Raw genomic sequence first — 15,429 nt, 5'->3', positions numbered from 1 at the left:
ACTTAATTTTTAAGTAATTCCTTACCAATTGAACATTGCAAACAACGTTGTTTATTACAATATTCATTTTTTAGTTGTAATAAAGATTGTGTTTGAAGTGCGTTTGATGAATTAATTTTGAGTTCTTTAAACTTAGAAATTATAGTGTTTTTTTCTGGTTTAATTTGCTCAATAATTTTAATTACAGAGCTGAAATCATCTTTCCCCATGCTTTTTAAATACATGAATTTCAAAGGAATAATTGTATTAATCAACAACAAATCAACAAATGGTTTTGTTATTTTTTTTATGCTACGCTTAGATGTTTTATTAAACGTATAATGTGTTTCCCAAAAAATTGAAGTTGAAACTGAAAACAACTCATAAAACTCTTCAATGGTATTCAGTTCTATTATTTTTGAAAATAAACTTTGGTGTAAATTATATAAAGAAGCCAATTGCGATAAACGAATAGTTGGAAAATTATTTGGGCGCAATCTAAAAAATTGAACCTGTCCTGTTGAAATTGGAGTTAACTTAAACTTCAACTTTAAATAATCATATTCCTGTCTTAATTTCCTAAAATGTTCCGATTCATGATTATTTGATAATAAACCTGCTTGTCCAAAAAACAATGCTTCTAATTGTTCTTTGTTTGATGAAACTTTTCTAACTAATGAAAAATCAAACGAATTAGCAAAATTTATAAATGCATCTGCATTAATTTTTAAACCAAAACTTTTGGCTAACAAAACAAATAAAGTAGCCTCCCAATTATTATTAGTTTTTGCCAAAAGTTGTTTAATTTGGATAGCTTTTTGCTCTAACCTATCAAAATATAAACGATCTAACCAATGATTTACAATAAATGAATCTACTGCGGTAACATCATTTTCACAATAAATCCATTTTTTAGCTTTTGAAAAAAGTTGTGAGTGCTTATACAATACATTTTTTGAAATATAATTTTTAAGTTCTAACGTTGGAATTTCTAAATTTGCTTTCCTAAAAATTTCAATATCATGTTCCCAAACTACATGTAAAATAACCGCATCATAACGCTCATCTATTTCATGATTATGTACGTACCAATCTGATGAATTGATATGAATTTCAACATTTCCAGCCCAAAGTTGATTGTTAATTCTAATTTTAGCATTTAAAAAATCGGGACCAGAATTCAAATTTTCAGTTCCAACTGAAATAATTTCAATAGATTTACCTTTAGTGATACGCATTTTTTTAGATGAAAACAGTTTAAGTTTCCAAATAAATTGAAGTAAGTTTTCTTTCATAGCAGTTTTTAACTTCATAAAAGTAAAAATTAACTTTTAGTTATGAAAATTGAACACTAAAATTACTCGGTTTTTAGTATTTTTAAATTATTTTTGTGAGCAAACAATTTTATAAAATGAACATACTTAACAGTTTAGAATGGAGATATGCTACTAAAAAATTTGATCCTTCAAAAAAACTTTCAAATCAGCAAATTGAAACTCTAAAAAAAGCATTTAATTTAACAGCTACTTCGTTTGGTTTACAACCACTTAAGTTAATTGTTATTCAAAATAAAGAACTTCAAGAAAAATTTGTAGAAGCTTCGTATTATCAACGTCAAGTTGCAGATGCCTCCCACTTATTAGTTTTATGTATTGAAAACAATACAACTACTAATGATATTAAAGCATATTTTGATTTAGAAATTAAAACTAGGGGAACCTCTGAAGAAGTTGTTTCAACATTTAGAGATCAACTAATTGGAATGTACAAAAACAAATCTAATGAAGAAATTCAACTTTCTGCTAAACATCAAGCATATATAACATTAGGAAACTTAATGACCGTTTGTGCTGTTGAAAAAATTGATGCTTGCCCAATGGAAGGTTTTATACCTGAAAAAGTTGATGAATTATTAAATTTAAATGCTTTAAATTTAAAATCCGTATTATTGCTTCCTGTCGGTTTTAGAGCCGAAGACGATGTAATGAATGGGTTAAAAAAAGTAAGAAAACCTTTAAGTGAAAGCGTACTAGAAATACAATAATTAAAACAATTAAGAAATGAATAAAGATATAAGACTACTTGAACCAACTACACTTTGGAATAATTTTGCAGATTTAAATGCAGTTCCTAGAGGTTCAAAAAAAGAAGAAAAAGTGATTCAATTCATGGTTGATTTTGGAAAAAAACTAAACCTAGAAACAGTTGTTGATCACGTTGGAAACGTAATTATTAAAAAACCTGCCTCAAAAGGTATGGAAAGTCGTAAAACCATTGTAATGCAATCGCATTTAGATATGGTACATCAAAAAAATTCAGATACTATTTTTAATTTCGATACTGAAGGTATTAAAATGAAAGTGGTAGATGGCTGGGTTAAAGCTGAAGGAACAACTCTTGGAGCTGATAATGGTTTAGGTGTTGCTGCAATTATGAGTGTTTTGGCTTCAAAAGAAATAAAACACCCCGCTGTTGAAGCATTATTTACTATTGATGAGGAAACTGGAATGACAGGCGCTATGGGATTACAAGCTGGTTATTTAGATGGAGAAATATTATTGAATTTAGATACTGAAGAAGATGATGAAATTGATATTGGTTGCGCCGGTGGAATTGATATTACAGCTAAAAACGTATATCATGAAGTTCATACACCTTCAAATAGTATTGGTTATTCAATTGCTATAACTGGTTTAAATGGAGGACATTCAGGAATGGATATTCATAAAGGACTTGGAAATGCCAATAAAATTATGAATCGTTTATTATACAAAACTCAAGAAATTATTAGAGTTTCAGAAATAAACGGAGGAAGCCTTAGAAATGCTATTCCTAGAGAAAGTTTTGCAACTATATCAGTTTATAAAGCTAAAAAAGATACTTTTTTAAAGAAAGTGACTTCAATAATTAATGATATAAAAAATGATTTTAAAGCTGTTGAAGCTGATTTAGATATTGCAATTACAGAAACTACAGTTCCAAAAAAAGTAATGACAACTATAAGTCAAATTACATTACTTAATACAATTTACGCAGCACACAACGGCGTGTTTAAAATGAGTAATGATATGGAAGACTTGGTTGAAACTTCAAATAACGTTGCTCGTGTAATTGTTAAAGATGAAGAAATAACCATTTTATGTTTAACAAGATCATCTGTTGAAACTTCAAAATCTGATTTAGCAAATACTTTAAAAGCCGCTTTTGAATTAGGAGGTTACCAAGTTACACTTTCAGGTTCATATCCTGGATGGAAACCTAACGTAAATTCTCAAATATTAAACGTTTTAACTGAAACTTACGAAAAATTATTTGAAAGTAAAGCTGATGTTGTTGCTTGCCACGCAGGTTTAGAATGTGGTATTTTAGGAACAAATTATCCAGATATGGATATGATTTCATTTGGACCAACAATACAAGGCGCCCATTCACCCGATGAAAGAGCAAATATTAAATCAGCTCAAAAATTTTGGAAATATTTACTTACAATTTTAGAAAATATTCCTTCTAAAAACTAACAAAAGCAAAAGAGGTTGAAAATTTTCAACCTCTTTTGCTTTTTATCTCTTTGTTAACATTATTAGCTTTTAAAAACCATAAATAATTGTATTTTTACATCTTTATATAACGCTATATTCTTTTATGGGAAAAATTATTGCAATTGCGAATCAAAAAGGTGGAGTAGGTAAAACTACTACAACTATTAATTTAGCGGCCTCTTTAGGTGTGTTAGAAAAAAAAGTATTGCTAATTGATGCAGACCCTCAAGCAAATGCTTCATCCGGTCTTGGAATTATTGTTGAAGAAGTAGAAAATGGCAGTTACCAATTATTAGAACATACAATTTCAGCCAAAAAAGCAATAGTACCAACAAACTCACCTAATGTTGATATAATTCCTGCTCATATAGATTTAGTTGCTATTGAAATTGAATTGGTTGATAAAGAGAAAAGAGAATACAAATTAAAAGAAGCACTTGCAGAAATTAAAAATGATTACGATTATATTTTAATTGATTGCGCACCATCACTAGGTTTAATAACATTAAACGCACTTGTTGCAGCAGATTCAGTAATTATACCAATACAATGTGAATATTTTGCATTAGAAGGTTTAGGTAAATTATTAAATACTATAAAAAGCGTACAAAAAATACACAATTCAGAATTAGACATAGAAGGCTTATTATTAACCATGTACGATTCTCGTTTACGTCTTTCAAACCAAGTTGTTGAAGAAGTAAATAAGCATTTTCAAAATATGGTTTTTAAAACTATAATTCAACGAAATGTTCGTTTAAGTGAAGCTCCAAGTTTTGGTGAAAGCATTATTTCTTATGATGCCACGAGTAAAGGAGCTGTAAATTATCTTAATTTAGCGAATGAAATTTTAAAACAACATAATAAGGATGGCAAAAGCAGTTAGAAAACAAGCACTTGGAAGAGGATTATCTGCCTTATTAAACGATTCAAGTTCTGAAATAAATTCAGCAAATGACAAAAATGCTGATAAAATTGTTGGTAGTATTGTTGAAATTGAATTAGGCTTAATTGATGTAAACCCTTTTCAACCAAGAAGCTACTTTAATGAAGAAGCATTGAATGAACTAGCAAGTTCAATTAAAGAATTAGGCGTAATTCAACCTATTACTGTTAGAAAATTAACAGGTAATAAATTTCAACTAGTTTCTGGTGAAAGAAGATTTAGAGCTTCAAAATTAATTGGAAACACAACAATACCAGCATACATAAGAATTGCAAACGACCAAGAAATGCTAGAAATGGCATTGGTTGAAAACATACAACGTAAAGATTTAGACCCAATTGAAGTTGCACTTTCTTATCAACGTTTAATTGATGAAATTGATTTAACTCAAGAAAAAATGAGTCAACGTGTTGGAAAAAAACGATCTACAATTACTAATTATTTACGATTATTAAAATTAGATCCAATTATTCAAACAGGTATGCGAGATGGTTTCTTATCTATGGGACATGGACGTGCATTAATAGCTATTGAAAAAACTGAAGAACAATTAAGTATTTACGAAAAAATAATTCAGCAAAAATTATCAGTTCGTGAAACTGAGCAATTAGTTAAAACACTTAAAGAAGGAACATCAACTGCGCAAAAACAACCTGTTGAACTTGTTGAAACTCCAAAATTTATTACTAAAGGTCTAAAAAGTTTTAGTGAATATTTTGGTCATAAAATTGATATAAAATTAGCGGGTAAAGACAAAGGTAAAATTATAATACCTTTCCATTCTGAAGAAGACTTTAATAGGCTTAAAAAATTATTAGAATAGTGTTTAAAAAACAGTTATATACATTTTTACTACTTACATATTTAACTATAAATGCTAGTTTCTCTCAAGAAAGTGCAGTGTTAAAAATTAAAGATACTGTATTTGGTAATTCACTGGGTTATGATCCTCTTTCGCCATCAAAAGCAGCTTTTTACTCTGCAATATTACCTGGCTTAGGGCAAGCTTACAATAAAAAATATTGGAAAATTCCTTTTGTATATGCAGCACTAGGATCCGGAGTTTATTTTTATAGTACAAACAATAAAAATTACAATAGAGTTAGAACAGCTTTTAAATTAATGAAAGCAGGAAAACCTTATGAATTTGACGGTTTAAATGGAAATATATTTTTATCTGAAGCTGCTTTAATATCAGCTCAAAAAGGTTATAAAAAAGATAGAGATTTATCTTTACTAGTAACCGCTGGCTTATATGTTTTACAAATAATTGAAGCTAGTACTAATGCGCATTTATTACAACATAATGTTGATAATAGTTTAACCATAAGTCCTAAATTAATTAAAAACACAACAAATAACAGAACAATTGTTGGAGCGCAACTTAATTTTAAATTTTAAAAATACACATGAAAATAGCACTCTTAGGTTATGGTAGAATGGGTAAAACAATTGAACAAATTGCGTTACAAAAGGGACATGAAATTGTGTTAAAAGTTGATGAAAACACCAAAAATTACGATATAACTCTAGCAGACATAGCCATTGATTTTAGTATCCCATCCGTAGCATTTAGAAATATTTCAACTTGTTTAAATAACAATGTTCCTGTAGTAAGTGGAACTACTGGATGGTTAAATAAATTTGAAGATGCTAAGAAAATTTGCAATGATAAAGATGGTGGTTTTATATATGCATCAAATTTTAGTTTAGGAGTAAACATCTTTTTTGAATTAAATGAGTATTTAGCTAAAATGATGAAAAACTTAAGTCAGTATCAAATTTCAATGGAAGAAATTCATCATACAAAAAAACTAGATGAACCTAGTGGAACTGCAATTACACTGGCTGAAGGAATTATAGAACATACTTCAAAAAATAATTGGGCGCTAAATGTAACAAAAAGCGATACCGAAATACCTATAGTAGCAAAACGTATTTCTGATGTACCAGGAACACATTCAATTGAATATAAATCTGAAGTTGACACTGTTGATATTAAGCATACTGCTCACAATAGAAATGGCTTTGCATTAGGAGCTGTAATTGCTGCAGAATGGCTAGTTAATAAAAAGGGTGTTTTTACAATGAAAGACGTTTTAGGTATTAAATAATATTAAAAAATTACAAATTATGACAATGTTTCAATGGTTTTTATTTTTTCTGATAATTCAAGTAGTTCATTTTATAGGAACTTGGAAACTATATGTAAAAGCAGGTAGAAAATCATGGGAAGCAATAGTTCCTATTTATAATGCAATTGTACTTATGAAAATAATAAACCGACCTACTTGGTGGGTTATTTTATTATTTATTCCCATCATTAATTTACTAATGTTCCCTGTTATTTGGATTGAAACGATTAGAAGCTTTGGTAAAAATTCAACAATTGATTCTTTTTTAGCAGTACTCACATTAGGTTTTTATACGTATTACATAAATTATTTAAGTGATGCTAACTATATTGAAGATAGAAGTTTACAATCTAGAACTGAACTTGGTGAATGGGTAAGTTCAATTGTTTTTGCAATTGTTGCTGCTACACTGGTTCATACTTATTTTATGCAACCATACACCATTCCAACTTCATCATTAGAAAAATCATTATTAGTAGGTGATTTCTTATTTGTAAGTAAATTTCATTACGGAGCAAGAGCACCTATGACCACTATTGCAGCACCAATGGTACATGATTCTTTGCCATTTGTTGGTACAAAATCTTACTTGAAAAAACCTCAACTTCCTTATTTTAGAATTCCTGGGTTTGAAAATATTAAAAGGAATGAAATTGTAGTTTTTAACTGGCCTACAGATACCGTTCGGTTTTTTAGAGATCAATCACGTATTCATATAGATAAACCAATTGATAAAAAATCTAATTACGTAAAACGCTGTGTTGGTATTCCTGGAGATTCATTAGAAATTAAAGATGGTTATATTTATATTAATGGTGATAGAACACAACTACCTGACAGAGCAAAACCACAATATTTTAATACTGTAACTGCTAAAGAAGGTTTCAACCCTAATAGTTTAATTACAAGATATGGTTCTACAGAATTAGGTGGTGGTAATAATGGAATATATACTGTAAATCTGACCGATGCAAATGCTAAAAAACTTAAAAACAATCCATATGTTAAAAGTGTTGTGAAAGATATTTTCCCTAAAGGGAATTATGATTCATCTGTTTTTCCACATAGCGAACAATACGCTTGGTCTAGAGATAATTTTGGACCCATTTATATTCCTGAAGAAGGTAAAACTGTTGAATTAAATGCTGCATCAATACCTTTATATAAAAGAATTATTGGAGAATACGAAAAAAATAATGTTACAGTAAATGGTGATGAAATTTACATTAATGGTAAATTAGCTACTTCATACACCTTTAAACAAAATTATTATTGGATGATGGGTGACAACCGCCACAACTCTGAAGATGCTCGTTTTTGGGGTTATGTACCTTTTGACCATGTAGTTGGTAAACCAGTATTTATATGGTTTAGTTGGAATAGTAACGGTAAAGGTTTGGCTGAAAAAATTAGATGGGAACGTGTTTTTACAACTGTTCACGGTAGCGGAAAACCTGTTTCGTACTTGTACTATTTTTTAGGAGCACTTGTAATTTGGTTTGGATTTAGCTCTTATAGAAAACGTAAAAAATTAGAATAACGTTTGACTTTAATACAACCAACATATTTTTCACCAATAATTCAATACGTTGCAATTGCAAAATCTAAAGAAATTGTTTTTGAAGTAGAAGATAATTATCAAAAACAAACCTATAGAAATCGCTGTTATATTTCTACTGCCAATGGTAAACATTTATTAAATGTTCCAGTACAACATAATAAAGGCGTTAAACAAAAAAGTAAAGACACTAAAATAGATTATAAAGATGATTGGCATAAACTGCATGTAAAAACATTGCAAACAGCTTACAGTTCTTCTCCTTTTTTTGAATTTTATATAGATGATTTATTGCCTATTTTTGAAAAAAGAAATCTATTTTTAGTAGACTTAAATTTGAAGTGCCATGAATTTATGATGGATGCTTTACAATTAGAAATTTCAACTTCAAAAACTACAGAATATCATAAAGAAGTCGATTTTTTAGATGCACGAAATTTAGTAATAGCCAAGTCTAATAATGAATTTAACTTTAATAGATATATTCAGGTTTTTGAACAAAATCATGGGTTTATTTCAAATTTAAGCATCTTAGATTTATTATTTATGGAAGGTCCAAATGCTTTAAATTATTTGGAAAGTCAAACTGTTAACTTATAATTTTGGAAACTTTAAGATTTATAACACATTACGGAATGCATTTTGTTGTTCCTGGAATTATTGCTTATCTATTTTTCAAAAATAATTGGGAAAAAGTATGGTTAGTTTTTATACTAACAATGCTAATTGATTTAGATCATTTAATTGCAAATCCAATTTTCGATGCAACACGATGCAGTATCAACTATCATCCACTTCACTCCTATTATGCTATACTTCTTTATGTTGGATTACTGTTTTTTCCAAAAACAAGAATTATAGCTATTGGATTATTATTTCATATAATTACTGATGCGGCTGATTGCTTATGGATATAAAAAACTCCCAATTTTCATTGAGAGTTAATTCATATTAATTATTTATCTAATCAGCTTTTTGTATTTAATACGTTTCGGCATTAAATCACCACCAAGTCTAGCTTTTTTATTTTCTTCATAATCAGAGAAAGAACCTTCAAAGAAATATACTTGTGAATCTCCTTCAAAAGCCAATATATGTGTACAAATTCTGTCCAAAAACCATCTATCGTGACTAATAACAACTGCACAACCAGCAAAATTTTCTAAACCTTCTTCCAATGCACGCAACGTATTTACATCCAAATCATTTGTTGGCTCATCTAATAACAAAACGTTTCCTTCTTCACGTAAAGTCATTGCTAAATGCAAACGGTTACGTTCACCACCTGAAAGTGCACTCACTTTTTTATTCTGTTCACTTCCTGAGAAATTAAATCGACTTAAATAAGCTCTAGAATTCACTTGCTTTCCACCCATTAAAATCAGTTCTTGTTCATCTGCAAAATTTTGCCAAATAGTTTTCTCTGCATCAATATTTGAATGGCTTTGATCTACGTAGGCTATTTTAGCTGTATCACCAACTTTGAATTCTCCTTTATCTGGAGTTTCCTCTCCCATTATCATTCTAAAAATTGTGGTTTTACCCGCTCCGTTTGGACCAATAATTCCAACAATTCCTGCTTGTGGTAAATTAAAATTTAAATCTTCATACAATAATTTATCACCAAATGCTTTAGAAACACCACTAGCTTCAATTACATTATTTCCTAAACGAGGACCATTTGGAATGTAGATTTCTAATTTTTCATCCAACTTATTTTGATCCTGGTTCATTAATTTATCATAATTAGCCAAACGAGCTTTGGATTTTGCATGACGACCTTTTGGCGCCATTCTCACCCATTCTAACTCTCGTTCTAACGTTTTTTGACGTTTAGATGCTGTTTTAGATTCTTGTGCTAAACGTTTTGATTTTTGATCTAACCAAGATGAGTAATTTCCTTTCCAAGGAATACCTTCACCCCTATCCAATTCTAAAATCCAACCAGCAACATTATCTAAAAAGTATCTATCGTGAGTTACTGCAATTACAGTTCCACTATATTGTTGTAAATGATGTTCTAACCAATGTACAGACTCAGCATCTAAATGGTTTGTAGGTTCATCTAATAATAATACATCTGGTTCTTGTAATAACAATCTACACAACGCTACTCTTCTACGTTCACCACCTGAAAGGTTTTTAATTGGCGTATCACCTTCAGGAGTACGTAAAGCATCCATTGCTATTTCAAGTTTTGTATCTAACTCCCAAGCATTTGCAGCATCAATTTTATCTTGAAGCACTGCTTGCTGAGCCATTAACTTATCCATTTTATCAGCATCAGAATATACTTCTTCCAAGCCAAACATGTCGTTAATTTTATTATACTCATCTAAAATTGCTACTGTTTCAGCAACACCTTCTTTTACAATATCTAAAACAGTTTTAGTTTCATCTAATTGAGGCTCTTGAGATAAATATCCAACAGAATAGCCTGGTGAAAAAACCACATCTCCTTGATAATTTTTCTCTAGACCTGCAATAATTTTAAGTAAGGTTGATTTTCCCGAACCGTTTAACCCTAAAATTCCAATTTTAGCTCCATAAAAGAAGCTTAAATAAATATTTTTTAAAACCTGTTTATTTGCGTCTTGGTATGTTTTACTTACACCAGACATTGAAAAAATAACTTTCTTATCGTCAGCCATTGTTAATTATATATTTTTTTATTATTTAGTTGATTTAGAAACCTAAAATTTAATTATACTCTACCTTTTAAAGCGTTAAATACCCAGGCAATTGCAAAAAACCCAATTCCTACGGATGCAAACCCCCAACCAGCAACATCATCATATCTAAATGCTCCAAGAGCAATTAATGCCAAGCCAACTATTATCATAACTGCTGTTGCCCAAGCCAATACCGTATTTTTATTCATCAAACTCATTTTTATCAATTTTATTAATTGATTGCAAATATCGTAAATATAAAATGAAAACCCCAAAAACAGATTTATTAAGATAATTTTAAATCAAATTTTCAACAACTATTAATTAGAATGTATAAATCATTAGTACATTTTAAAATTAAATTTAATTATATTGCATATAAATCAACTTCACATCTATTTTAAAATGAATATATCCAAATCAACCTTAAAGTTTATTTCTTTTTTATTTTTAAGCTTTTTATTTACAAATTGTTCTATTGTTAAACCGGTAATTGTTGAAAAGCCTTTTGATACTAGTAATAAAAAGATATTTACTCAACCTAAAAAAGATTATAACTTAGAAACTATAGGTATTAAATTGTCTAATAAATTTGATGGTGCTCGTTTAAATAATGTTGAAAAAATAAATGATACAATAATTGCAGTTTCAATTTATCCTGAAAATGCACCTATAAATAATAGCGCACATTATGCTTTTAAAATTTGGGCTGAAACTAGTAAAAACATGTATGTTCAGTTTAAATATCCTAAAGATTATGAGCATAGATATATTCCAAAATTAAAAACTTCAACAACTGAATGGAAACCCATTTCAACTGAAAATGTATTTTTATTAGATTCCATTAATACTATTAAATTAACATTAACTAAAAAGCCTTTAACAGTTGCTGCACAAGAAATTATTACTTCAACCGATACTAAAAATTGGTATTCAGAACTCATAAATTCAAACACAAACTTGATTCATTATAAAACTATTGGGAAATCTGTTTTAAAAAAACCAATTCCTATGTTAGATTTATATATTGGAGATTCTAAAAATAAGGAAATTATAGTGTTACTTTCTCGCCAACATCCTCCAGAAATATCTGGCTTTATGGCATTTCAAAGTTTTTTAGAAACAATGTTAATGAACACCGAAGAATCAAAAGCCTTTTTTTTAAAGTATAGAGTTTTAGTATTTCCAATTGTAAATCCTGATGGTGTAGATTTAGGACATTGGAGGCACAATGCAAACGGAATAGACTTAAATAGAGATTGGGGATTTTATAAACAGCCAGAAGTGAAAGCTGTTACAAAAGCTATTGTAAAAGCCGCTAAAACATCTAAAGGAAAAATTATTTTAGGAATTGATTTTCATTCAACTCAAGAAGATTTATATTATACAAGTCATACTATTGAAGGAACAACAATTCCAAATTTTTATGATGATTGGTTTGGTGCAATTGATACAACTTTCCCTAATTATAAACCTAATGAAATTAGAGACGACAGTACGCAACCTGTTTCAAAAGGTTGGTTTTTAAGAACTTTTAATGCGACTGCAATTACTTACGAAATAGGTGATGAAACACCAAGAGATTTTGTAAAAGAAAAAGGAAAAGTGGCCGCTATTGAAATGATGAAAATCTTAAATAAAAGAGATTAAAATAACATTGGGACTTCAATGAAAATAAGTTCCGAGTTCTTTTTAGCTTTGAAGTTTATAGTTTTAGTTTGTGAAATTTCAACAGTATCACGTTTTATTAAAACTTCATTATCAATTGTAATTTCACCACTAATAACCATTACAAAAACTCCATGATTTTCCGATTTTATTTGATAATTAAATTCCGCATTCTCACTTAAATCTATTCTTGAAATTTGAGCATCTTGATGTATTTTTAGACTCTCTGTAGATTCATTCTTATCAATTGAAGAAACTAACACTTGTAATATGTTTTTTCTGGCTGATGCATCAAACCTTTTTTGATCGTAACGTGGCGTTACTTCATTCTTATTTGGTACTATCCATATTTGAAACAAATTTAAATGTTCTGTAGTTGAGTTATTCATTTCAGAATGCATTAAACCGCTTCCAGCCGACATAATTTGAACTTCACCTGTTTCTAAAGTAAGCCAAGTATCACTCATAGAATCTCTATGTTTTAAAGCGCCTTCTAACGGAATGGTAATAATTTCCATATTATCATGTGGATGCTTTCCAAAACCCATTGCTGGCTCAATAGTATCATCATTTAAAACTCTTAATGCTCCAAAATTTAATTTATCTGGATTGTAATAATTTGCAAAACTAAACGAAAAGTTCGCCTTTAACCACCCGTGATTTGCAGTTCCTCTTTCATTGGCTCTTTGTATTATTTTTTTCATTGCTTATCTAATTTTATCTAAAATTTTGTTGAGTATTTTTGCTTCTTCTTCAGTTATAGATTTTAGATGACTATCAAATTCTTCAATATTAATTTTTGATAATAATTTTAATCCTTTATCTGAAATTTCAACATAAACTACTCTTCTATCATTTTCACATCGCGCTCTTTCAATAAATCCTTTATCACACAATTTATCCATTAATCGTGTAGAATTAGGCGACTTTTGAATCATTCTGTCTTTAACAGAATTTACAGTAATAGCTTTTTCAGCACCTCGTAAAATTCTTAAAATATTATACTGCTGAATTGATATTTGGTAAGGTTTTAAAACTTCGCTTCCAATAGTATCTAACCAATTTGCTGTATATTTTATATTAATTAAAGCTTTTATCCATTCATTTGAAAACTTTGAATTTATATCTTTCGCAATATCTCCCATACTATATGGCGTTTTGAAATTTATTAACCAGTTTTAAATGTGTTGCTTTAAGTTCCGCATTTGTTATCTCATCTTCTTTAAAATTTTCAAAAAATGAAGGAAATGACATACTTCCAATAATATTTCCACCCATATATGGAAATCTTCCTAATGCTATGTTAAGTGCTGTTTCACCTCCTCGTTCTCCTGGTGAGGTTGCTAGCAGTAACATTGGTTTATCTCTCCAAACTTTTCCTTCAATTCTAGACAACCAATCAAATGCATTTTTAAATGCTACAGAATAAGCACCATTATGTTCAGCCAAAGAAATTATAAATCCATCAGCTTCATCAATAATTGTATTTAATTTTTTTAAACCTTCTGAAAAACCTTGTTCATTTTCAACATCAACAGAAAATAAAGGCAATTCAAAATCATTTAAATCAATTTTACTTAATTGAACATTATTTAACAAACTCCCCGTGTATTCAGCCAATATTTTATTGATAGAATTTTTACTATTACTACCTCCAATTGTTATAATATTTTTCATTTTTTTAGTTTAGATTATTTAATTTATAGTACAAATATACATAAAATATATTTTATTTACCTAGGTATTTATTACTACGGTAATTATTTAACAGAATTTAACATTCATTTTGTACTTTAGCATTCAGTAAACCACGAAAAATAATGGATATCAACTTCAATAAAAACGAAGATTTTAATAAGCTACTCTCTAGTAATCTTAAAAAGAAACTTTTAAAAATTTATAAAGGTGGAGGAACTAAAAATATAGAAAAACACAAAGCAAAAGGAAAACTAACTGCTAGAGAACGAATTACTTATTTACTAGATAAAAATAGTGAAGCATTAGAAATAGCCGCATTTGCAGGTGATGATATGTATAAAGAACATGGAGGCTGTCCTTCTGGCGGTGTCGTTGTTAAAATTGGATATATAAAAGGAAAACAATGTGTTGTTGTTGCAAATGATGCTACTGTAAAAGCCGGAGCTTGGTTTCCAATTACTGGGAAAAAGAATTTACGTGCTCAAGAAATTGCTATAGAAAACAAATTACCAATAATTTATTTAGTAGATAGCGCTGGTGTTTATTTACCAATGCAAGATGAAATTTTCCCTGACAAAGAACATTTTGGACGAATTTTCAGAAACAATGCTATTATGAGTAGTATGGGAATTACTCAAATTGCTGCGGTTATGGGAAGTTGTGTTGCTGGCGGAGCTTACTTACCAATTATGAGTGATGAAGCGATGATTGTTGATAAAACAGGAAGTATTTTTTTAGCAGGAAGCTATTTAGTAAAAGCAGCAATTGGAGAAAGTATTGATAATGAAACTTTAGGCGGTGCAACTACACATTGTGAGGTAAGTGGGGTTACAGATTACAAAGCAAAAGACGATTATGATGCGTTGGATAAAATTAGAAATATAGTTGATAAAATTGGTGATTTTGATAAAGCTGGTTTTAACAGAATTAAAGCTGAAAAGCCAACTGAAAACCCTGAAGATATTTTTGGGATATTACCCTCTTCTAGAAGTGAGCAATATGATATGCACGAAATTATAAAACGAATAGTTGATAATTCTGAAATTGAAGAATATAAAAAAGACTACGGAAAAACAATTATTTGTGGATATGCACGCATAGATGGTTGGGCTGTAGGAATTGTTGCGAACCAACGCAAAGTTGTTAAAAATGCAAAAAAAGAAATGCAATTTGGCGGTGTAATCTATTCAGATTCAGCAGATAAAGCAACTCGATTTATAGCTAATTGTAATCA

17 protein-coding genes are annotated in these 15,429 nt (G+C 29.3%); 11 read left to right on the top strand and 6 right to left on the bottom strand.

Annotated elements, in window-relative coordinates; all coding sequences use genetic code 11:
• Positions 1 to 2: 2 nt before the first annotated feature.
• Positions 3 to 1,292 carry a DUF2851 family protein gene (locus tag GQ540_RS04405; RefSeq protein ID WP_291797925.1) on the bottom strand — a complete coding sequence of 430 codons (1,290 nt, stop codon included), beginning with the start codon at positions 1,290 to 1,292 and terminating at the stop codon, positions 3 to 5.
• Between the two features lie 98 nt (positions 1,293 to 1,390).
• On the opposite strand from GQ540_RS04405, the gene GQ540_RS04400 reads away from it, so the two are divergent.
• The 9 genes from GQ540_RS04400 to GQ540_RS04360 all read left to right on the top strand — a co-directional run bounded on the left by GQ540_RS04400 (position 1,391) and on the right by GQ540_RS04360 (position 9,074).
• Entirely contained in the window at positions 1,391 to 2,023 is a 633-nt protein-coding gene (locus tag GQ540_RS04400) for an NAD(P)H-dependent oxidoreductase (RefSeq protein ID WP_291797922.1), read from the top strand.
• Between the two features lie 16 nt (positions 2,024 to 2,039).
• Complete coding sequence (locus GQ540_RS04395) at positions 2,040 to 3,497, top strand: aminoacyl-histidine dipeptidase (RefSeq protein WP_291797919.1); 1,458 nt, start codon at positions 2,040 to 2,042, stop codon at positions 3,495 to 3,497.
• Positions 3,498 to 3,621: 124 nt separating this feature from the next.
• Entirely contained in the window at positions 3,622 to 4,404 is a 783-nt protein-coding gene (locus GQ540_RS04390) for a ParA family protein (protein WP_291797916.1), read from the top strand.
• Positions 4,388 to 5,287 (top strand): ParB/RepB/Spo0J family partition protein, encoded by a 900-nt coding sequence (locus tag GQ540_RS04385; protein WP_291797913.1) that lies wholly within the window; start codon positions 4,388 to 4,390, stop codon positions 5,285 to 5,287. The genes GQ540_RS04390 and GQ540_RS04385 overlap by 17 nt, the downstream gene beginning before the upstream one ends.
• Positions 5,287 to 5,865, top strand: a complete 579-nt coding sequence (locus GQ540_RS04380) for a DUF5683 domain-containing protein (RefSeq protein ID WP_291797912.1) — start codon at positions 5,287 to 5,289, stop codon at positions 5,863 to 5,865. Before GQ540_RS04385 ends, GQ540_RS04380 begins: the two co-directional genes overlap by 1 nt.
• An 8-nt stretch (positions 5,866 to 5,873) precedes the next feature.
• Positions 5,874 to 6,578: a 4-hydroxy-tetrahydrodipicolinate reductase gene (dapB, locus tag GQ540_RS04375; protein ID WP_291797909.1), complete on the top strand. Its 705-nt coding sequence runs from the start codon at positions 5,874 to 5,876 to the stop codon at positions 6,576 to 6,578.
• A 19-nt stretch (positions 6,579 to 6,597) separates the two neighbouring features.
• Positions 6,598 to 8,139 (top strand): signal peptidase I, encoded by a 1,542-nt coding sequence (gene lepB, locus GQ540_RS04370; protein ID WP_291797906.1) that lies wholly within the window; start codon positions 6,598 to 6,600, stop codon positions 8,137 to 8,139.
• A 3-nt stretch (positions 8,140 to 8,142) separates the two neighbouring features.
• Positions 8,143 to 8,757, top strand: coding sequence for a WbqC family protein (locus GQ540_RS04365; protein WP_291797903.1), 615 nt, complete (start codon positions 8,143 to 8,145; stop codon positions 8,755 to 8,757).
• 2 nt (positions 8,758 to 8,759) lie between these two features.
• Positions 8,760 to 9,074, top strand: a complete 315-nt coding sequence (locus GQ540_RS04360) for a DUF6122 family protein (RefSeq protein WP_367205921.1) — start codon at positions 8,760 to 8,762, stop codon at positions 9,072 to 9,074.
• Between the two features lie 42 nt (positions 9,075 to 9,116).
• Here the strand turns inward: GQ540_RS04360 and ettA are convergent, their stop codons facing one another.
• Both ettA and GQ540_RS04350 read right to left on the bottom strand, forming a co-directional pair.
• Positions 9,117 to 10,808 (bottom strand): energy-dependent translational throttle protein EttA, encoded by a 1,692-nt coding sequence (gene ettA / locus GQ540_RS04355; RefSeq protein ID WP_291797900.1) that lies wholly within the window; start codon positions 10,806 to 10,808, stop codon positions 9,117 to 9,119.
• 53 nt (positions 10,809 to 10,861) lie between these two features.
• Positions 10,862 to 11,038 (bottom strand): CAL67264 family membrane protein, encoded by a 177-nt coding sequence (locus GQ540_RS04350; RefSeq protein ID WP_291797897.1) that lies wholly within the window; start codon positions 11,036 to 11,038, stop codon positions 10,862 to 10,864.
• Between the two features lie 196 nt (positions 11,039 to 11,234).
• Between GQ540_RS04350 and GQ540_RS04345 the strand changes: the two genes are divergently transcribed.
• Positions 11,235 to 12,479: a M14 family metallopeptidase gene (locus GQ540_RS04345; protein ID WP_291797894.1), complete on the top strand. Its 1,245-nt coding sequence runs from the start codon at positions 11,235 to 11,237 to the stop codon at positions 12,477 to 12,479.
• Here the strand turns inward: GQ540_RS04345 and GQ540_RS04340 are convergent.
• Genes GQ540_RS04340 through GQ540_RS04330 form a run of 3 tightly spaced genes read right to left on the bottom strand, consistent with a single transcriptional unit; the run spans position 12,476 to position 14,174 of the window.
• Positions 12,476 to 13,201 (bottom strand): pirin family protein, encoded by a 726-nt coding sequence (locus GQ540_RS04340; RefSeq protein ID WP_291797891.1) that lies wholly within the window; start codon positions 13,199 to 13,201, stop codon positions 12,476 to 12,478. The genes GQ540_RS04345 and GQ540_RS04340 overlap by 4 nt on opposite strands.
• Before the next feature lie 3 nt (positions 13,202 to 13,204).
• The gene (locus tag GQ540_RS04335) at positions 13,205 to 13,642 is read right to left on the bottom strand and encodes a MarR family transcriptional regulator (RefSeq protein WP_291797888.1); all 438 of its coding nucleotides are present in this window, start codon (positions 13,640 to 13,642) and stop codon (positions 13,205 to 13,207) included.
• 1 nt (position 13,643) lies between these two features.
• The gene (locus GQ540_RS04330) at positions 13,644 to 14,174 is read right to left on the bottom strand and encodes an NADPH-dependent FMN reductase (RefSeq protein ID WP_291797884.1); all 531 of its coding nucleotides are present in this window, start codon (positions 14,172 to 14,174) and stop codon (positions 13,644 to 13,646) included.
• A 143-nt stretch (positions 14,175 to 14,317) separates the two neighbouring features.
• On the opposite strand from GQ540_RS04330, the gene GQ540_RS04325 reads away from it, so the two are divergent.
• Positions 14,318 to 15,429, top strand: a 1,112-nt coding sequence (locus GQ540_RS04325; RefSeq protein WP_291797882.1) for an acyl-CoA carboxylase subunit beta, incomplete at its 3' end; no start/stop codon positions are given.

Origin of the sequence: Lutibacter sp., from assembly GCF_013139515.1 — a bacterium.
Taxonomy (GTDB): domain Bacteria; phylum Bacteroidota; class Bacteroidia; order Flavobacteriales; family Flavobacteriaceae; genus Lutibacter.
Note: the sequence above shows the minus strand (reverse complement) of the source record. Positions and strands in the feature narration are given on the sequence as shown.